Below are 18,712 nucleotides of genomic sequence, written 5' to 3' on the forward strand. Positions count from 1 at the left end.
GCTACAAGGCGAGCGGCTTCTGTTTCGAAGCTCGCCGCCTGTAGCTTGCAACTGCGTGTTTAGATATCCAGCAGCAGACGCGCCGGGTCTTCCAGCAGGTTCTTGATGGTCACCAGGAAAGTCACAGCTTCTTTACCGTCGATCAGGCGGTGATCGTAGGACAGCGCCAGGTACATCATCGGACGGATCACGACCTGGCCATTGATGGCCATAGGACGCTGGATGATGTTGTGCATGCCCAGAATGGCGGCTTGCGGCGGGTTGACGATCGGGGTCGACATCATCGAACCGAAAGTACCGCCGTTGGTGATGGTGAAGGTGCCGCCGGTCATCTCGTCGATGGACAGCTTGCCGTCACGGGCCTTCTTGCCGAAGGTGGCGATGCCGTTCTCGATCTCGGCCAGGCTCATCAGTTCGGCGTTACGCAGAACCGGTACCACCAGGCCACGGTCGCTGGAGACAGCAACACCGACGTCAGCGTAACCGTGGTAGACGATGTCGCTGCCGTCGATCGACGCGTTGACTGCCGGGAAACGCTTCAGCGCTTCGGTGGCGGCCTTGACGAAGAACGACATGAAGCCCAGGCGTACGCCGTTGTGGGACTTCTCGAACAGGTCCTTGTACTTCGAACGCAGAGCCATGACTTCGGTCATGTCGACTTCGTTGAAGGTGGTCAGCATGGCCATGTTCGACTGTGCTTCGACCAGACGCTCGGCAACCTTGGCACGCAGACGGGTCATCGGAACGCGCTTCTCGGTGCGGTCGCCGGTGGCGACAACAGGAGCAGCGGCAGCAGCAGCGGCCGGCTTGGCAGCAGGCGCGGCGGCTGGAGCGGACTTCTTGGCGGCAACAGCAGCCACGACGTCTTCCTTGGTCACGCGACCGCCTTTACCGGTACCTGCAACGCTAGCCAGGTCGATGCCGTTTTCTTCAGCCAGCTTGCGCGCGGCTGGAGCAGCGATCGGATCATCTTCGCCAGCGTCGGCAGCAGCGGCCTGGGCAGGCGCGGCAGCTTGAGCAGCGGCGGCAGGAGCGGCGGCAGCGCCACCGGCTTCGATCGAACCCAGAACTTCGTCGGACAGAACGGTGTCGCCTTCGTTCTTGACGATTGCGCCCAAGACGCCATCAGCGGTGGCCAGTACTTCCAGGACGACCTTGTCGGTCTCGATGTCGACGATCAGTTCGTCACGCTTGACGGCTTCGCCCGGTTTCTTGTGCCAGGTGGCAACGGTGCCATCGGCAACCGATTCCGGGAAAGTAGGGGCTTTGATCTCGATAGCCATTATCAGTGGTTCCTTAAATTCGGTTTCTAGTGCGCGATGGCATTAAACAGTGAAAGCATCTTGCAGCAGTTTTTCCTGCTGCTCGGCGTGCATCGAAGCGTAACCACAGGCTGGAGCCGCGGACGCATCACGACCGGCGTACTCAAGGACCAGCGCCTTGTTGTGACGACCGAGGATACGGCGCATGTGGTGTTGGCTGCTGTACCAGGCGCCCTGGTTCATCGGTTCTTCCTGACACCACACCACGTTCTTCAGTTCGGTGTATGGCGCGAGGATTTCAACCAGATCGTCTTCAGGGAACGGATACAGTTGCTCGATACGCACGATGGCGATGTCTTCACGACCTTCGGCACGGCGTTTTTCCAGCAGATCGTAGTAAACCTTGCCGCTGCACAGGACCAGGCGAGTGACCTTTTTCGGATCGAGGGTATCGATTTCCGGGATCACGGTCTGGAACGAGCCTTCGGCCAGATCTTCCAGGGTCGAGATGGCCAGCTTGTGGCGCAGCAGCGACTTCGGCGTCAGTACGATCAACGGTTTGCGCAGCGGACGAATGACCTGGCGACGCAGCAGATGGTAGATCTGCGCCGGGGTGGTCGGTACGCACACCTGAACGTTGTGCTCGGCGCACAGTTGCAGGTAACGCTCAAGACGTGCCGAGGAGTGCTCAGGGCCCTGACCTTCATAACCGTGTGGCAGCAGCATGGTCAGACCGCACAGACGGCCCCACTTGTGCTCGCCGCTGGTGATGAACTGGTCGACGACCACTTGCGCGCCGTTGGCGAAGTCACCGAACTGGGCTTCCCAGATCACCAGCGCCTCAGGCGTGGTAGTCGAGTAACCGTATTCGAAGGCCAGTACCGCTTCTTCCGAAAGGAAGGAGTCGTACAGGTCGAATTTCGGCTGACCGGCAAACAGGTTCTGCAGCGGCAGGTAGGTGCCGGCGTCCTTCTGGTTGTGCAGCGCCGCATGGCGGTGCGAGAAGGTGCCACGACCTACGTCCTGACCAGTGATGCGCACAGGATGGCCTTCGAACAGCAGGGTCGCGTAAGCCATGGTTTCGGCGTAGCCCCAGTTGATCGGCAAGCCACCGGCCTGCATCTTCTGGCGGTCTTCGTAGATCTTCGAAACCTGACGCTGGACCAGGAAGCCTTCCGGCAGCTCGAGCAGCTTGGCCGACAGTTCCTGCAGGGTCTTGAGGTCGAAACGGGTGTCGTGACGCGCAGTCCAGGCATGGCCCAGGTACGGACGCCAGTCGACGAACAGCTCTTTGTTCGGCTCTTTGACCAGGCTCTTGACCACGTGCAGACCGTTGTCCAGCGCGCTGCGGTACTCATCGACCTTGGCCTGGACACGATCGCTGTCCAGACGACCGGCCTGGATCAGGCTGTCGGCGTACAGTTCACGGGTAGTGCGCTGCTTGGCGATCTGTTGGTACATCAGCGGCTGGGTGCCGTTCGGCTCGTCGGCCTCGTTGTGGCCGCGACGACGGTAGCAGACCAGGTCGATGACCACGTCACGCTTGAACTGCATGCGGTAATCGACCGCCAGCTGGGTCACGAACAGCACCGCTTCCGGGTCATCACCGTTCACGTGCAGGATCGGCGCCTGAATCATCTTGGCGACGTCGGTGCAGTACTCGGTGGAACGGGAGTCCAGCGGGTTGCTGATGGTGAAACCAACCTGGTTGTTGATCACGATGTGCACGGTACCGCCGGTCTTGAAACCGCGGGTCTGCGACATCTGGAAGGTTTCCATGACCACGCCCTGCCCCGCGAACGCGGCATCACCGTGGAGGGAAATCGGCAGAACCTTGTCGCCAACGGTATCGTTGCGGCGGTCCTGACGGGCACGGACCGAACCTTCCACTACTGGCGAGACGATTTCCAGGTGGGACGGGTTGAAGGCCATTGCCAGGTGGACTTCGCCACCTGCGGTCATCACGTTGGACGAGAAGCCCTGGTGATACTTCACGTCACCGGAGCCCAGCTCGACCTTCTTCTTGCCTTCGAACTCGTCGAACAGCTCGCGCGGGTTCTTGCCGAAGGTGTTGACCAGCACGTTCAGACGGCCACGGTGGGCCATGCCGATCACGATTTCCTTGGTGCCGTAGGAGCCGGAACGCTGGATCAGTTCGTCCAGCATCGGAATCAGGCTTTCGCCACCTTCCAGACCGAAACGCTTGGTGCCCGGGTACTTGGTGCCCAGGTACTTTTCCAGACCTTCGGCGGCAGTGACGCGCTCGAGCAGGTGGCTCTGGATGTCGGCGGAGAATGCCGGACGGCCACGCACGCTCTCGAGACGCTGCTGGAACCAGCTGCGCTGCTCGGAGTCGACGATGTGGGTGAACTCGGCGCCAATGGTGCGGCAATATGTCTGCTGCAAAGCGTCGAAGATTTCGCGTAGGCTCGCTTCCTCTTTGCCGATGAACAGGTCGCCGGCACGGAAGGTCGTATCAAGATCGGCATTGGTCAAGCCGTAATGATTGATCGACAGGTCTACTGGCGCAGGGCGCTGCCACAACCCCAACGGGTCGAGCTTGGCCGCTTGGTGGCCGCGCATACGGTAGGCCTGGATCAGACGCAGCACTTCAACCTGCTTCTTCTCGTGCTCGCTGCTCACGCTACCGGCAGACACCGGTTGGGCGCGGCGCTGGTTCTTCGCCAGCAGTACGAAATGGTCGCGGATTGTAGAATGCGATACATCGGTAGCAGTGCTGCCTTCAGCGGGCAACTTCTGGAAGTAGGTGCGCCACTCTTCTGGCACAGCGTTAGGGTCGTGCAGGTAGAGCTCATAGAGCTCTTCCACATATGCAGCATTACCACCTGAAAGGTGGGCGCTGTTCCACATGCGCTGCATCACGCTTTCTTGCATGCTTGGTCACCCTCGGTTAGGGGCCTCGATCGGCAAGAACCACGAAAGCCTGGAATCACGTCAGCAAACCAAGCCACCAAGGATCCCGCAGATTTACCGGGTACCAGCCCGGATGCCCCTGCTGGTCTCATATCTTCATAGGTCAAGCTCGGGCTTTTGACCCTCGCTCGGGTTTCACCTCGGTGCGGGCTGATGCCCGCACCTTGGCGTACTACGGCTACAACACTTTTTGAATCAGGTGCCGCTTTGCAGCAGCATGTTACGAACGTGGCCGATTGCCTTGGTCGGGTTCAGACCTTTCGGGCAAACGTTTACGCAGTTCATGATCCCGCGGCAGCGGAATACGCTGAACGGGTCATCCAGGGACGCCAGGCGCTCCTGGGTTTTGGTGTCACGGCTGTCGGCCAGGAAGCGATAAGCTTGCAGCAGAGCGGCTGGACCCAGGAACTTGTCCGGGTTCCACCAGAACGACGGGCAGGAAGTCGAGCAGCAAGCGCACAGGATGCACTCGTACAGACCGTCCAGCTTTTCGCGTTCTTCCGGCGACTGCAGACGCTCGATGGCCGGAGCCGGCGTATCGTTCTGCAGGAATGGCTTCACCTTCTCGTACTGCTTGTAGAAGATGCTCATGTCGACGACCAGGTCACGGATAACCGGCAAACCAGGCAGCGGACGCACGACCAACTTGTTACCTTTTACGACAGCGGACAGTGGCGTGATGCACGCCAGGCCGTTTTTGCCGTTGATGTTCATGCCGTCGGAACCGCAAACGCCTTCACGGCAGGAGCGACGATAGGAGAAGCCCTCGTCCTGCTCCTTGATCAGTGCCAGTACGTCAAGCACCATCAGGTCCTTGCCACCGGTATCGACCTGGAACACCTGGGTTTTAGGTGCCGAGTCGGTGTCCGGGTTGTAACGATAAACTTCGACTTGCAACATAGCGGCCACCCTTAGTAAGTCCGGACTTTTGGTTCGAACGCCGGTACGGTCTTCGGCGCGAAGTTGACTGCACGTTTGGCAACCCGCTTCTCACCTGGGAAGTACAGGGTGTGGCACAGCCAGTTTTCGTCGTCACGGTCTTCGTAGTCTTCACGGGCGTGAGCGCCGCGGGACTCTTTACGAACTTCGGCCGCGATGGCGGTTGCTTCGGCAACTTCCAGCAGGTTCTGCAGCTCCAGCGCTTCGATACGCGCGGTGTTGAAGGCCTGGGACTTGTCGCTGATCTTGACGTTGGCGATACGCTCGCGCAGGCCAGCCAGTTGCTCGATACCCTTCTGCATGTATTCGCCGGTACGGAACACACCGAAGTAGTTCTGCATGCAGCTCTGCAGCTCGCGACGCAGGGTTGCAACGTCTTCGCCAGAAGTACGCTCGTTGAGCTTGTTCAGACGGTTCAGGGCAACTTCGATATCGGTGTCGCTGGCGTCGCGGTATTCGATACCGTCAGTCAGCGCTTTTTCCAGGTGCAGGCCGGCAGCGCGACCGAAGACCACCAGGTCGAGCAGCGAGTTGCCGCCCAGACGGTTGGCACCGTGAACCGATACGCACGCCACTTCACCTACGGCGAACAGACCTGGGATGATGTGGTCCACACCATCGGCATCCTGGGTCATGGCCTGACCATGAATGTTGGTGGCAACACCACCCATCATGTAGTGGCAGGTTGGAACGACTGGAACCGGGGCAACGACCGGGTCAACGTGAGCGAAGGTCTTGGACAGCTCACAGATGCCTGGCAGGCGGCTGTGCAGAACTTCTTCACCGAGGTGGTCGAGCTTCAGCATCACGTGGTCGCCGTTAGGGCCACAGCCGTTACCGGCGATGATTTCCTTGACCATGGAACGGGCCACAACGTCACGACCAGCAAGGTCCTTGGCGTTTGGCGCGTAGCGCTCCATGAAACGCTCGCCGTGCTTGTTGATCAGGTAACCGCCTTCACCGCGGCAACCTTCGGTGACCAGTACACCTGCGCCGGCGATGCCGGTTGGGTGGAACTGCCACATTTCGATGTCTTGCACCGGAACGCCAGCACGCAGTGCCATGCCAACGCCGTCACCGGTGTTGATCAGGGCGTTGGTGGTCGACGAGTAGATACGACCCGCACCGCCGGTAGCCAGTACCGTTGCCTTGGCACGGATGTACTGGGTTTCGCCGGTTTCGATGCAGATTGCGATCACACCGACGAACGCGCCGTCCTGGTTTTTCACCAGGTCAACAGCGTAGTACTCGTTCAGGAAGGTGGTGCCTGCTTTCAGGTTGCCCTGGTACAGGGTGTGCAGCAGCGCGTGACCGGTACGGTCGGAAGCGGCGCAGGTACGGGCGGCCTGGCCACCTTTACCGAAGTCCTTGGACTGACCGCCGAACGGACGCTGGTAGATACGGCCGGTTTCGGTACGGGAGAACGGCAGACCCATGTGGTCCAGTTCAAATACCGCAGCAGGACCTTCCTGGCACATATATTCGATAGCGTCCTGGTCACCGATGTAGTCGGAACCCTTGACGGTATCGTACATATGCCAGCGCCAGTCATCGTTCGGGTCAGCCGAAGCGATTGCGCAGGTGATGCCACCCTGAGCCGATACAGTGTGTGAACGGGTCGGGAACACCTTGGTGATCACGGCCGTCTTGTGACCGCCCTGGGCCAGTTGCAGCGCAGCGCGCATGCCGGCACCGCCGCCACCAACAATGATGGCGTCGAAAGAAATCGTTGGAATGATAGCCATGAATCAGATACCCCAGAGAATCTGCACACCCCAGACGAAGTACGCGAACATCGCGACACCACATACTGCCTGGAACAGGAAACGTATCGCTGTAGCCGACTTGCCGAACGCCATTGGCGTCAGGTAGTCGGTTGCAATGGTCCACATGCCGACCCAGGCGTGAGCGCCCAGGGCAACCAGTGCCAGCAAGCTGAAGATACGCATCGCGTTATTGGAGAACAGGGCGTGCCACTGGGCATATTCGATGCCAGGGTGCGCCACCAGGTAGCCGATCAGGAAAATGAAGTAAGCCGCGAGAACGACCGCAGAAACGCGCTGCGCCATCCAGTCATAGAGGCCCGAACGCGAAAGGTTCGTGACGTTGGTTACCATATCCAAACTCCCGCCAGAACGATCACCACCACGGAGATGACGATGACAATTTTCGAGCCCAGTTTGCCGCCTTCCAGCGTCTCACCGATGCCCATGTCCATGATCAGATGGCGCACACCGGCCACCAGGTGATACAGCAAGGCGGACAGCAGGCCCCAGAACACGAACTTGGCCAGCGGACTGGTCAGACACGCCTTCACCTCACCAAAGCCTTCTTCGGAACCCAGGGATTTGCCCAATGCATAAAGCATGATGGCCAGGCCCAGGAACAGAATAACGCCGGAGATGCGGTGGAGAATGGACGTGTAAGCGGTGATCGGGAGTTTGATGGTCCTTAGGTCTAGGTTTACAGGTCGTTGGCTTTTCACGGCTTTTTTCACACTGAAGAGCCCCTAGCAATCAGGGCAAAGTTGTTGGTAAGTGTACTGGTCAGGTACCCACCACCCAGGGAGCGGCGACCCCCAGTGAGACGGGCAAGAAAGCCCCTGGCGGTCGGGTGCCGAGTATAGACAGTTAGGCTACTAATGACAACGTGAAGGGCTAGCCCAAATAGCGCATTGCCTTTACCGAACAAAAGGCGTAAATGGGCGCCAATTTCGAGGAAAAACAGGGCCTAAGGCCCATTACAACCGTGCTTTAGGCAAATTGACATTCGAATTTATCTCACTATAGTGGTGCGGGCCCTGCGTGGGGGGTCTGTCAGATGATTTCAAGCATTAATAGGAGGCCACATGGCTGACAAAAAAGCGCAGTTGATCATCGAGGGCGCAGCCCCCGTCGAGCTGCCCATTTTAACCGGCACCGTTGGTCCAGATGTTATCGACGTCAGAGGGTTGGGGGCCACGGGTCACTTCACTTTCGACCCTGGTTTCATGGCGACCGCATCTTGCGAGTCGAAGATCACCTACATTGATGGCGACAAGGGCATCCTGCTGCATCGCGGCTACCCGATCGAACAGCTCGCCCAGCAATCCGACTACCTCGAAACCTGCTACCTGCTGCTCAACGGCGAACTGCCGAATGCCGAGCAGAAGGCTCAGTTCGTCAGCACCGTGAAGAACCACACCATGGTGCATGAGCAGTTGAAGTCCTTCTTCAACGGCTTCCGCCGCGACGCCCACCCGATGGCCGTCATGTGCGGCGTGGTTGGCGCCCTGTCGGCGTTCTACCATGACTCGCTGGACATCAATAACCCGCAGCACCGGGAAATCTCTGCCGTTCGCCTGGTCGCCAAGATGCCGACCCTGGCCGCGATGGTCTACAAGTACTCCATGGGCCAGCCCATGATGTACCCGCGCAACGACCTGTCGTATGCCGAGAACTTCCTGCACATGATGTTCAACACCCCGTGCGAGATCAAACCGATCAGCCCGGTACTGGCCAAGGCAATGGACCGGATCTTCATCCTCCACGCCGACCACGAACAGAATGCTTCCACCTCCACCGTGCGCCTGGCCGGCTCGTCGGGTGCCAACCCGTTCGCCTGTATCGCCGCCGGTATCGCCGCACTGTGGGGCCCTGCCCACGGCGGTGCGAACGAAGCCGTACTGACCATGCTGGATGAAATCGGCGATGTTTCGAACATCGACAAATTCATCGCCAAGGCAAAGGACAAGAACGACCCGTTCAAACTCATGGGCTTCGGTCACCGCGTTTACAAGAACCGCGACCCGCGCGCCACCGTGATGAAGCAGACCTGCGACGAAGTCCTGCGCGAGCTGGGCATCACCAACGATCCGCAGCTCGAACTGGCCATGCGCCTGGAAGAGATCGCCCTTACCGATCCTTACTTCATCGAGCGCTCGCTGTACCCGAACGTCGACTTCTACTCGGGCATCATCCTGAAGGCAATCGGCATTCCAACCAGCATGTTCACCGTGATCTTCGCCCTGGCGCGTACCGTCGGCTGGATCTCGCACTGGAAAGAAATGCTCTCCAGCCCTTACAAGATCGGCCGTCCTCGCCAGCTGTACACCGGCTACGAGTCCCGCGACCTGATCAAGCTGGAAGACCGCAAGTAAGCTTCGGCCGAACGCAAAAAAAGGCTGCCTGATGGCAGCCTTTTTTATTGCCCTTGAAACGTACAGTTATCGATAACGTTACACGTCTCGATAACTGTAATGCTCACATCAGGGCTTTTCAGCTTTCTCTTTCAATGCCTTGAGCGTATTGAAGGGTGCATCCACGACGAACTTGTTCGCGACCATGGAAGGCACGCTGCCGCCCGGGTTGGTGTGCAACTGATACGTCACTTCGGTGGCATCGCCTTTCGGAACCAGTTTCCAGTAGCCATCGGCAGCCGCCACCCGCACGAAGCCTTTTTCTTCCGGCAGATAGGTGGGCACGCCTTCGATTTTGCGCGTCACACTGCCATCAGCGCCCTGGATAGTCGTCACATGCAACACGGAATCGCGCGGCGCCACCGGCCATGGCGTGTTGAACTGTGCGTAGGTCCAGCTCTGGTCGCCTTCGTGCTTGAGCAGCTTCTGCAATTTGCACTCGTGAATCCACGCACAGGAACCGGCAACGTCCTCCTGCAGCGCCCGAATTTTCGCCACGGGCGCGTTGATCAGGACTACGCCACGGTAGGCCTTGTAATCGGAGCCCTTCACCTCGCTGAGGGAGACCGTGATACCGTCCTCAGTCTTGACATCTTCCCATTGCTCAGCGAAAGCCAAAGTCGACAACGCACTCAAACCTACGATTACCGCTACACGCTTGAACGATCTCATCCGGTTGTTTTCCTTATTGGTCGGTGATCCAGCATTCAGGCCGCCGTCATTTGCTCCCACCAGCCGATTAGCTTGATAGCCTCGTCACGGTCACTGCCGCATACCTCTGTGTCCGCCTTGAAGCCCGAACAGACTGCCGGCCTTTCCGGCTTGCCGAACAGGTCACACAGATTGATGGCAGACAGATGAATACAGCGTTCGCCAGCCGGCTTGCCATCAGGCATTCCAGGAATGAACGAACTGATCGACGGAGCTATGCAGCAGGCGCCACAGCCTTCGCGGCACTTCATGACGTGGTAGACCTCGGAAAGAGCAAATGATGCAGATAGGAAGGATAGTAACGACTAAAACAACCGTTTGAAATTACCGGCCAAATGAAATATTGCTGACTGGGCGGTTCTCGTTTTGACGCTATTGCTTGAATTCGAAATCGATCGCAGCGCCTTCGATGTCCTGGCGGCTATCGTTGCGCAACTGCAATTGCATTTCGTTGCTCAGCAAGCGCCCGTTGAGCTGGAATGGACTTTCAACCGCAGGCTTTTCCCCGAACATCGAAGGCAGCAGCGGCTTGCGCACTTCCGCCTCAATCTGCTCGACAGACTTCATTTCCTTGACCATGTCAGGTGGCAAGGTCAGATCGAGTTTGGCTTTGGGCAGCGGCGCAGCGATCGCATCCGCCTTTTTTCGGCTAGCGGTCTTGCTGGCTCTGGCCGGCACCTTTTTCGCAGGTGCAGCCTTCTGCCGGACTGCGGGCTGGGCTTTTGCCGCCGGCTGCGCGGGCTTTTTCTTCTGGCTGACAGTGCTGGGTTTCTGCTCTTGAGGCTTTGCTTCGGCCAGCAATACGGACTGAGGAGCAGTCGCGGCCATCGCGGAGTCAATCAGCGATACCGCGAGCAGCCCAAGCAATACCAATCCGCCACGCCGTAATACAGTCATAGACAACAACAAGCACTCCATGAAAGCCGCTATGCTCCGCGTTCCAAGCGCGCCTGACAAGTCCGTCAGCTACAGATAGCCATTATTTGCAGTTTCCTGACACAGCTGATTGGCCAGCATCCCCAACGTCATCAACACCCGCTCCGCCTCTCGATTCCACGGAATACCGCAATTGAGGCGAATGCAGTGATTGAACTGCTCAGTGTTACTGAAGATCAGCCCCGGCGCGATACTGATGCCCTGCTGCAGCGCACGCACGTGCAGCTCCTGAGTATTGACCCGCCCTGGCAGGCTGACCCACAGAATGAAACCACCCGTGGGCCGAGTCATCTGCGTGCCTTCCGGGAAGTACTGCTGAACCGCCAACTGATAGGCACTGAGATTCTTGCGATATTCCTGGCGAATGAAGCGCAGGTGCCGATCGTAGCCACCGTTTTCCAGATAAGCCGCTACCCCCATCTGCGTCACGCTGCACGCGGAGTGGGTGCTGAACGTCTGTAGCCGCTGAATCTCCTGCTGGTAGTTGCCAGCGATCATCCAGCCAATCCGCACACCTGGCGAGAGGGTCTTGGAAAAACTCGAACAGTAGATGACACGATCCAGCCGATCGAACGCCTTGAGCGATTTGCTCTTGCCCTGCTCGAACATCAACTCGCCGTAGATATCGTCCTCGATGATCTGGATATTGAAATCCGAGGCCAGGCGCAGCAGTTGTTTCTGCCGATCTTCCGGAATGGTGCCGCCCAATGGGTTGCTCAGGCGCGCCGTGAGCACCAGCGCCTTGATGGACCATTGATTGGCCGCGAGTTGCAAGGCTTCCAGGCTGATGCCGGTGGACGGATCACTGGGGATCTCGATCACTTTCAAGCCCAGCAGGTCAGCCAGTTGCAACAGACCATAGTAGGTAGGCGATTCGGCGGCGATCAGGTCTCCCGGCCGGGTCAGCACGCGCAGCGACATCTGCAGTGCATCAACACAACCGTGAGTCACCACGATCTCGGAAGGATCGACAATCACGCCAGCATCGCGCATGCGAATTGCAATCTGCCGACGCAGCGGCTCGAAGCCGGGGCTGAACATATAGCTGAAGGCCCGCGGACTCTGAAAGCGAGTGACCTTGGCCAATTGCTGATGTAGCGCCCGCACCGGCAGGTAATCCACATGGGGAACCGCTGCGCCCAACGGGAAAACACCGTCCCGGCGCGCTTCGTCCAGGACCTGCTGGATGATGCTGGCGCGAGTGACCAGTCCCGGGCGCTCAACTCGCGCGATATCCGGGGTCGACGCGGTCAATGCCGGAGTCTGGTGAACGTAATATCCCGATTGCGGCCTGGCCCGGATCAGCCCCTGGTCTTCCAGGTTGGCGTACGCCTGCAGCACGGTTGCATGGCTGACATTCAACTGTGAGCTCATCTTGCGCACAGATGGCACACGCTCACCCGGCTGATAGACACCACGCCGTATGTCTTCGGCGAGTTGCTGGGCGATACGCTGATAAAGCAACAGGTTGGTCATGATCCACTCTCGGCACGCAGGCAATCTGGTTATTCTTGTACAAGCCCGCACAGAATACCGGAACAGTTCCCAAGTGTACTGGGACAGATTGCAGACTCGTCGACAATACCGTTATGTGACGACGCATCAAAGCGCTGAAAGTGCATAAAAAAATTGCTGCTAATAAAAAACCCGGCGTCTTTCGATCACCGGGCTTTCGCGTCAGGGACGTATCAACGCTCGGCGCCGAGGCTGCCCTTCTCGTCGGAGAAAACGATTTCCACACGACGGTTCTGCGCCCGGCCACGCTCCGAGGCATTTACCTCGACCGGGTACTGGTCACCGTAGCCGCGAACCTGGATGCGTTTCTCATCCACGCCCAGGTCAACCAGCATGTCAGCCACCGACTGAGCGCGATCACACGACAGCTTCAGGTTGTCCTCCGGGTTGCCGGTGCTGTCGGTGTAACCCTCGATGCGAACAACGCGCTTGGGGTTCAACTGAAGGAACTGCACCAGCTTGAGCACCGTACGGCTGGCGGAGTTTTTCAGTTCAGCCTGCCCGGTATCGAACAGCACATCGCCCAAGGTCATGACCAGGCCGCGATCACTGTCCGTGGTTGCCAGACTGACGATCTGCTCCTCGAGCCATTTGCCCTGCTGCTGCACGCTGGACAACTTGGCCTCGCGCAGCGCCAGTTGCAGGCGTTGACGCTCCAGCTCCAGCTTGGCCTGACGCTCCTGATTGAGCACCAGATTGCTGTGTTCGCGAGCAATCTCGCTGTAGCGCTGACTCAGATAGGCGTAATGCCGCACATCCGCGCCGGTGCCGATATAGCTGGCCAGACGCTCCGCCCGCGCCAACGACTCACCTGCGCGGATGACATCCCTCGGCGCACTGCGCAGCACGTTTGAATCGTCCTTCACCGACTGAAAGCTGGCTGTCGCTTGTTCCAGCGCGACTTCACTGCGCTCACTGGCACAGCCCTGTAACCCGAGAACACCGGCAATCGCCAGCAATGCCAGAGGCTTTATCGAACTCACTTCTGTTCCCCCAACTGCTTGCGAAGACGATCCACCCGCGACTGCAGAAGGGTCAGTTGCTCCTGACTTTTCAGGGTCAGTACCCGGGCCTCGGCCAGACGCGCATCCAGCTCGGCCTGTTCGGCACGCATGCGCGCGTCGCGGAACGACTCGCTGAGCATATTGCTGCGGGCCCGCGTCAACTTCTCTTCAGCCAGCTTCAGCTCGGCCACTTCATCGGTGGCACCAACGGCCTTGGCCTGCTCAAGCGCCTGCTCGGACAAACGCAGCTGTTCATGAGGCGCCGGATCGGACGCACAACCGGCCAGGGCCAGCAATGCCAGGACGGCGAATAGGGGTCGAGTTTTCACACAAGTTTCCTACTGTTTGGGGGCGTCAAGCGGCGCCTGCAACTGCGCTTGCCAACGCTCGATATTGCGTTGCAGGACCTCCTGGGCTACGCCAGAGGCCGGCAATTCTGTCAGTTTTTTCGCCAACTGTCCGCGTAACCAGGCGTCATTGCAGGCGGAATTGTGAGACAGCGCCAGATACAACCCCGGTCGATCCAACGGCAGACCGCGCGCAATCAGGTCGTTGGCCATCCCCAGGCTCTGAGCCATGGCCATGCCGGCGTAGCGGCCTGCAAGCACATAATCCACCTGCCCCAGCAAGAGCTTCTGAAATGCCTGGGTGAGGTTCGGGACACGGGTCAGTTTCAGCTCGGCCTTGCTGAATGCCTCGAAATCGGCGGTCAAACGCGCCTTTTCGGAGATTGCACCCTGATGCTGGTGCAGATCGGCCAGGTTTTCATAAGCCAATGCTGCGTCGTGGCGAGTCCAGACCAAGTATTCGTTCTGCAGCACCGGCGGGTGAATGTAGTCCAGGGATGTCAGCTCAGCGACCGCCAGAGGCGCATCCACCAGCAGGTCCATGCGCCCACTGCGCACCTCGGCCTGAGCGTCGCTGCGCTTGCCGGCGTACAGCACTTCGACCTTGAGCCCCAGCTCGCTACCGATCTGTTGCAACAACTCGACATTGGCACCGATCAGGTGCCGGGGATCCTGCGGGTCACGCCAGGAATAAGGCGGCGCATCCGGACTGCCGGTCACCACCAGCCGCTCACATTTGCCGACCGCCATGGCCATCGATGGCAAACACGCGAGCCCGAGCATCGCCACTGTTCCTTTTCGACCAAACCACCCCATGCCAGCGCCCTTTCTCAATCGCGGAAATCAAAAAGCCCGGTTGTCGCGGGCTGCGGCGAAGCGACCGGAGGATCGCCTGCGCACAGCCCGGAACAACCGGGCTCTTTATAAGTGAAGCGACTGGATTAAACCAGCTTCTCCAGCTCAGGGATGGCTTCGAACAGGTCAGCCACCAGGCCGTAATCGGCCACCTGGAAGATCGGCGCTTCTTCGTCCTTGTTGATCGCAACGATCACTTTGGAGTCCTTCATGCCGGCCAGATGCTGGATCGCGCCGGAGATACCGACGGCGATGTACAACTGTGGCGCAACGATCTTGCCGGTCTGGCCGACCTGCATGTCGTTCGGCACGAAGCCTGCGTCGACCGCGGCGCGGGAAGCGCCGACTGCCGCGCCCAGCTTGTCGGCCAGGGCGTACAGGTGCTTGAAGTTGTCGCCGTTCTGCATGCCGCGGCCGCCGGAAACAACGATCTTGGCAGCGGTCAGTTCAGGACGATCGGACTTGGCCAGCTCTTCGCCGACGAAGGACGATTTGCCTGCGTCGTGAACGGCAGCAACGGCTTCAACAGCAGCCGAACCACCTTCGGCGGCAACGGCGTCGAAGCCGGTGGCGCGAACGGTGATGACCTTGACGGCAGCGGTCGATTGCACGGTAGCAATGGCGTTGCCAGCGTAGATCGGACGCTTGAAGGTGTCAGCCGATTCGACCGCGATGATCTCGGAGATCTGGTCGACGTCCAGCAGCGCAGCAACGCGTGGCAGAACGTTCTTGCCATTGGAGGTGGCAGGCGCCAGCACATGGCTGTAGGCCTTGCCCAGCTCGGCTACCAGCGGCGCGACGTTTTCCGGCAGGAAGTTGGCGTAGGCGGCGTTGTCGGCTACCAGCACCTTGGCGACACCGGCGATTTTCGCGGCAGCTTCAGCAACACCACCCACGTTCTGGCCAGCGACCAGCACGTGGACATCGCCACCGATCTTCGCGGCAGCAGCAACGGTGTTCAGGGTAGCGGGCGCAACGGCACCGTTTTCGTGTTCAGCGATAACCAGGATAGTCATTTAGATTACCTTCGCCTCGTTCTTCAGTTTCTCGACCAGTTCAGCAACCGACTTGACCTTGATGCCTGCGCTGCGTGCAGCCGGCGCTTCGACTTTCAGGGTCTTGTTGGTGGAGGCGGTGGAAACGCCCAGCGCGTCTGGAGTAACGGTCTCCAGCGGCTTCTTCTTGGCCTTCATGATGTTCGGCAGCGACGCGTAGCGCGGCTCGTTCAGGCGCAGGTCGGTGGTGACGATCGCCGGCAGGTTCAGGGAAACGGTCTGCAGGCCGCCGTCGACTTCACGGGTGACGCTGACCTTGTCGCCCGCCACTTCGACTTTGGAAGCGAAGGTGCCTTGAGCGAAACCGGTCAGCGCAGCCAGCATCTGGCCAGTCTGGTTGTTGTCGCTGTCGATGGCTTGTTTGCCGAGGATCACCAGTTGTGGCTGCTCCTTGTCGACGACAGCCTTGAGCAGCTTGGCCACGGCCAGGGAGGTCAGCTCTTCGGCGGACTCCACCAGCACGGCGCGGTCAGCACCCAGTGCCAGGGCGGTGCGCAGTTGTTCCTGGGCGGTAGCCGGGCCGACGGTAACGACGACGATTTCGCTGGCCACGCCTTTCTCTTTCAGGCGGACGGCTTCTTCGACGGCGATCTCGCAGAACGGGTTCATGGACATTTTGACGTTGGCGAGGTCGACGCCGGAGTTGTCCGCCTTGACGCGAACCTTGACGTTGTAGTCGACCACTCGTTTGACAGCTACAAGAACCTTCATGGATTCCTCGTTACTCTCCGGTGAAAAGAATGTCGCCTGGGCCGAACCCGGCGATTGCGCGTGGGTACAAGGGCACCTCTAAAAACGATTGCAGCCGGTCGAATTTAAGCTGACTCGATAGTCGCGTTCCGACCCTTCATCACAAAACCCGTGGGTCATTCTTTGTGGTGGCGTGTAAACTCCACTACAAAACCCCGGTTTGGCGTAACTGCCCTGCTCTTTGCCAGGTCTTTAGGGGTGCTCCTGCATCCGACGGTCAGCCTACGGCGAGCGTAAAACCGCCCGTATCTTGACCGTAACGCCCAATCCGGTCAATACGGCAAAACCGCCAGCTTCCAGCCGCGCCTCTTTGATTTTACTGGCCTGCGGCAAATTCAAACAAACGTTTGTATTGGACCTCGCAAGTGGTGTAGATATAATGCGCGGCCAAGAGAAAGCGGTGTAGTGCGTCATCTTCCGGAGCTACATACCCGGCCCTTCGAAATGACCGCACTGACAACCCGCCAACAAAGAAAAACCGATGAGCCTTGAGTAGGAGAGAACCTGTGGAACGCGAATACATGGAATTCGACGTGGTCATCGTCGGCGCCGGCCCGGCGGGCCTGTCCGCCGCCTGCCGACTGAAGCAGAAGGCCGCCGAAGCCGGTAGCGAAATCAGCGTCTGCGTGGTCGAGAAAGGCTCCGAGGTCGGTGCCCACATCCTCTCCGGCGCCATCTTCGAGCCGCGCGCCCTGAACGAACTGTTCCCCGACTGGAAGGAACTGGGCGCGCCGCTGAACACCGAGGTCAAGCGCGACGACATCTATGTCCTCAAGGATGGCAGCAGCTCGGTGAAAGTCCCGGACCTGTTCGTGCCCAAGACCATGCACAACCAGGGCAACTACATCATTTCCCTCGGCAACCTGTGCCGCTGGCTGGCCCAGCAGGCAGAGAACCTGGGCGTGGAAATCTACCCGGGCTTCGCCGCCCAGGAAGTGCTGTTCGACGACAACGGCGTGGTTCGCGGCATCATCACCGGTGACATGGGTGTCGATCGCGAAGGCCACCCGAAAGACGGCATGTACACCCCCGGCATGGAACTGCGCGGCAAGTACACCCTCTTCGCCGAAGGCTGCCGTGGTCACCTCGGCAAGCAACTGATCAAGCGCTTCAACCTCGACAGCGATTCCGATGTCCAGCACTACGGCATCGGCCTCAAGGAAATCTGGGAAATCGATCCAGCCAAGCACCAGCAAGGCCTGGTGGTCCACACGGCCGGCTGGCCGCTGGACGTGGTCAGCACCGAAAACACCGGCGGCTCCTTCCTCTATCACCTGGAAAACAACCAAGTGGTGGTCGGCCTGATCGTCGACCTGTCCTACGGCAACGCCTACCTCTCGCCGTTCGATGAATTCCAGCGCCTGAAACACCACCCGGTGATCAGCCAGTACCTGGAAGGCGGCAAGCGCATCAGCTACGGCGCCCGCGCCCTGGCCAAGGGCGGCCTGAACTCGCTGCCGAAGATGGTCTTCAACGGTGGCGCGCTGATCGGCTGCGACCTGGGCACCATGAACGTAGCCAAGATCAAGGGCAGTCATACCGCGATGAAGTCCGGCATGCTCGCCGCCGATGCAGTGGCTGCTGCCCTGCTGGCCGGCAGCGAAGGCGGCGACCAGCTCAACAGCTACGTCGATGCCTTCAAAGCCAGCTGGCTGCACGACGAACTGTTCTCCAGCCGCAACTTCGGCCCGGCCATGCACAAGTTCGGTCCTCTGTTCGGCGCGGCGTTCAACTACCTCGACCAGAACTGGTTCGGCGGCAAGCTGCCGTTCACCCTGCACGACACCAAGCCGGACTACGCCTGCCTCAAGCTCGCGGCCGACTCGAAGAAGATCGACTACCCGAAACCCGACGGCAAGCTGAGCTTCGACAAGCTGAGCTCGGTGTTCCTCTCCAGCACCAACCATGAAGAAGAGCAACCATGCCACCTGAAGCTGGCCGACGCCGGCATCCCGATCGGCACCAACCTGCCGCTCTACGATGAACCGGCGCAGCGCTATTGCCCGGCAGGCGTGTATGAAGTGATCACCCAGGAAGACGGCAACAAGCGCTTCCAGATCAACGCCCAGAACTGTGTGCACTGCAAGACCTGTGACATCAAGGACCCTTCGCAGAACATCACCTGGGTCACCCCGGAAGGCGCCGGCGGCCCGACTTACCCGAACATGTAAGACGGCGGCCACGAAAAAGCCTCTCCACCGCAAGGTGTGAGGGGCTTTTTTACGGC

17 protein-coding genes are annotated in these 18,712 nt (G+C 59.5%); 2 read left to right on the forward strand and 15 right to left on the reverse strand.

Going from position 1 to position 18,712, the window contains the following annotated elements:
* Positions 1-59 precede the first annotated feature (59 nt).
* The 6 genes from odhB to sdhC all read right to left on the reverse strand — a co-directional run bounded on the left by odhB (position 60) and on the right by sdhC (position 7,632).
* On the reverse strand, positions 60-1,283 hold the full coding sequence (gene odhB, locus DM374_RS23025) for a 2-oxoglutarate dehydrogenase complex dihydrolipoyllysine-residue succinyltransferase (protein ID WP_095157093.1): 1,224 nt from the start codon (positions 1,281-1,283) through the stop codon (positions 60-62).
* Between the two features lie 42 nt (positions 1,284-1,325).
* Positions 1,326-4,157, reverse strand: coding sequence for a 2-oxoglutarate dehydrogenase E1 component (locus DM374_RS23030; protein WP_110971956.1), 2,832 nt, complete (start codon positions 4,155-4,157; stop codon positions 1,326-1,328).
* Between the two features lie 234 nt (positions 4,158-4,391).
* Positions 4,392-5,096 (reverse strand): succinate dehydrogenase iron-sulfur subunit, encoded by a 705-nt coding sequence (locus DM374_RS23035; RefSeq protein WP_095157091.1) that lies wholly within the window; start codon positions 5,094-5,096, stop codon positions 4,392-4,394.
* Between the two features lie 11 nt (positions 5,097-5,107).
* Complete coding sequence (gene sdhA / locus DM374_RS23040) at positions 5,108-6,880, reverse strand: succinate dehydrogenase flavoprotein subunit (protein ID WP_095157090.1); 1,773 nt, start codon at positions 6,878-6,880, stop codon at positions 5,108-5,110.
* A 3-nt stretch (positions 6,881-6,883) separates the two neighbouring features.
* Positions 6,884-7,252: a succinate dehydrogenase, hydrophobic membrane anchor protein gene (sdhD, locus tag DM374_RS23045; protein WP_009396297.1), complete on the reverse strand. Its 369-nt coding sequence runs from the start codon at positions 7,250-7,252 to the stop codon at positions 6,884-6,886.
* Complete coding sequence (sdhC, locus tag DM374_RS23050) at positions 7,246-7,632, reverse strand: succinate dehydrogenase, cytochrome b556 subunit (protein ID WP_170946391.1); 387 nt, start codon at positions 7,630-7,632, stop codon at positions 7,246-7,248. Before sdhC ends, sdhD begins: the two co-directional genes overlap by 7 nt.
* A gap of 351 nt (positions 7,633-7,983) precedes the next feature.
* On the opposite strand from sdhC, the gene gltA reads away from it, so the two are divergent.
* A complete protein-coding gene (gltA, locus tag DM374_RS23055; protein ID WP_095157089.1) occupies positions 7,984-9,273 on the forward strand; it encodes a citrate synthase in 1,290 nt (429 codons plus the stop codon).
* 108 nt (positions 9,274-9,381) lie between these two features.
* Here the strand turns inward: gltA and DM374_RS23060 are convergent, their stop codons facing one another.
* From DM374_RS23060 to DM374_RS23100, 9 genes are all read right to left on the reverse strand, one after another.
* Complete coding sequence (locus DM374_RS23060) at positions 9,382-9,984, reverse strand: START domain-containing protein (RefSeq protein WP_110971957.1); 603 nt, start codon at positions 9,982-9,984, stop codon at positions 9,382-9,384.
* A 35-nt stretch (positions 9,985-10,019) separates the two neighbouring features.
* The gene (locus tag DM374_RS23065; RefSeq protein ID WP_095157087.1) at positions 10,020-10,274 is read right to left on the reverse strand and encodes a YkgJ family cysteine cluster protein; all 255 of its coding nucleotides are present in this window, start codon (positions 10,272-10,274) and stop codon (positions 10,020-10,022) included.
* A gap of 121 nt (positions 10,275-10,395) precedes the next feature.
* Positions 10,396-10,920, reverse strand: coding sequence for a translation initiation factor 2 (locus DM374_RS23070; RefSeq protein ID WP_110971958.1), 525 nt, complete (start codon positions 10,918-10,920; stop codon positions 10,396-10,398).
* Positions 10,921-10,989: 69 nt separating this feature from the next.
* Positions 10,990-12,435, reverse strand: a complete 1,446-nt coding sequence (locus DM374_RS23075; protein WP_095157086.1) for an aminotransferase-like domain-containing protein — start codon at positions 12,433-12,435, stop codon at positions 10,990-10,992.
* A gap of 212 nt (positions 12,436-12,647) precedes the next feature.
* On the reverse strand, positions 12,648-13,457 hold the full coding sequence (locus DM374_RS23080) for an OmpA family protein (RefSeq protein WP_110971959.1): 810 nt from the start codon (positions 13,455-13,457) through the stop codon (positions 12,648-12,650).
* Entirely contained in the window at positions 13,454-13,807 is a 354-nt protein-coding gene (locus tag DM374_RS23085) for a DUF4398 domain-containing protein (RefSeq protein ID WP_110971960.1), read from the reverse strand. The genes DM374_RS23080 and DM374_RS23085 overlap by 4 nt, the downstream gene beginning before the upstream one ends.
* A 9-nt stretch (positions 13,808-13,816) precedes the next feature.
* Positions 13,817-14,608, reverse strand: a complete 792-nt coding sequence (locus DM374_RS23090) for a substrate-binding periplasmic protein (RefSeq protein ID WP_110971961.1) — start codon at positions 14,606-14,608, stop codon at positions 13,817-13,819.
* A 158-nt stretch (positions 14,609-14,766) separates the two neighbouring features.
* Complete coding sequence (locus tag DM374_RS23095; RefSeq protein ID WP_110971962.1) at positions 14,767-15,696, reverse strand: electron transfer flavoprotein subunit alpha/FixB family protein; 930 nt, start codon at positions 15,694-15,696, stop codon at positions 14,767-14,769.
* On the reverse strand, positions 15,697-16,446 hold the full coding sequence (locus DM374_RS23100; RefSeq protein ID WP_110971963.1) for an electron transfer flavoprotein subunit beta/FixA family protein: 750 nt from the start codon (positions 16,444-16,446) through the stop codon (positions 15,697-15,699).
* Positions 16,447-16,991: 545 nt separating this feature from the next.
* Between DM374_RS23100 and DM374_RS23110 the strand changes: the two genes are divergently transcribed.
* Positions 16,992-18,656 carry an electron transfer flavoprotein-ubiquinone oxidoreductase gene (locus tag DM374_RS23110; protein WP_110971965.1) on the forward strand — a complete coding sequence of 555 codons (1,665 nt, stop codon included), beginning with the start codon at positions 16,992-16,994 and terminating at the stop codon, positions 18,654-18,656.
* Positions 18,657-18,712: the final 56 nt, after the last annotated feature.

Source organism: Pseudomonas huaxiensis (assembly GCF_003231275.1).
Taxonomy (GTDB): Bacteria; Pseudomonadota; Gammaproteobacteria; order Pseudomonadales; family Pseudomonadaceae; genus Aquipseudomonas; species Aquipseudomonas huaxiensis.

Bases quoted from the DNA above. Each gene is read 5' to 3' on its own strand.
- DM374_RS23100 (WP_110971963.1), bottom strand. From the start codon at position 16,446: ATGAAGGTTCTTGTAGCTGTCAAACGAGTGGTCGACTACAACGTCAAG.
- DM374_RS23095 (WP_110971962.1), bottom strand. From the start codon at position 15,696: ATGACTATCCTGGTTATCGCTGAACACGAAAACGGTGCCGTTGCGCCC.
- sdhA (WP_095157090.1), bottom strand. From the start codon at position 6,880: ATGGCTATCATTCCAACGATTTCTTTCGACGCCATCATTGTTGGTGGC.
- DM374_RS23060 (WP_110971957.1), bottom strand. From the start codon at position 9,984: ATGAGATCGTTCAAGCGTGTAGCGGTAATCGTAGGTTTGAGTGCGTTG.
- DM374_RS23070 (WP_110971958.1), bottom strand. From the start codon at position 10,920: ATGACTGTATTACGGCGTGGCGGATTGGTATTGCTTGGGCTGCTCGCG.
- DM374_RS23090 (WP_110971961.1), bottom strand. From the start codon at position 14,608: ATGCTCGGGCTCGCGTGTTTGCCATCGATGGCCATGGCGGTCGGCAAA.
- DM374_RS23030 (WP_110971956.1), bottom strand. From the start codon at position 4,157: ATGCAAGAAAGCGTGATGCAGCGCATGTGGAACAGCGCCCACCTTTCA.
- DM374_RS23035 (WP_095157091.1), bottom strand. From the start codon at position 5,096: ATGTTGCAAGTCGAAGTTTATCGTTACAACCCGGACACCGACTCGGCA.
- sdhD (WP_009396297.1), bottom strand. From the start codon at position 7,252: ATGGTAACCAACGTCACGAACCTTTCGCGTTCGGGCCTCTATGACTGG.
- gltA (WP_095157089.1), top strand. From the start codon at position 7,984: ATGGCTGACAAAAAAGCGCAGTTGATCATCGAGGGCGCAGCCCCCGTC.
- DM374_RS23065 (WP_095157087.1), bottom strand. From the start codon at position 10,274: ATGAAGTGCCGCGAAGGCTGTGGCGCCTGCTGCATAGCTCCGTCGATC.
- odhB (WP_095157093.1), bottom strand. From the start codon at position 1,283: ATGGCTATCGAGATCAAAGCCCCTACTTTCCCGGAATCGGTTGCCGAT.
- DM374_RS23075 (WP_095157086.1), bottom strand. From the start codon at position 12,435: ATGACCAACCTGTTGCTTTATCAGCGTATCGCCCAGCAACTCGCCGAA.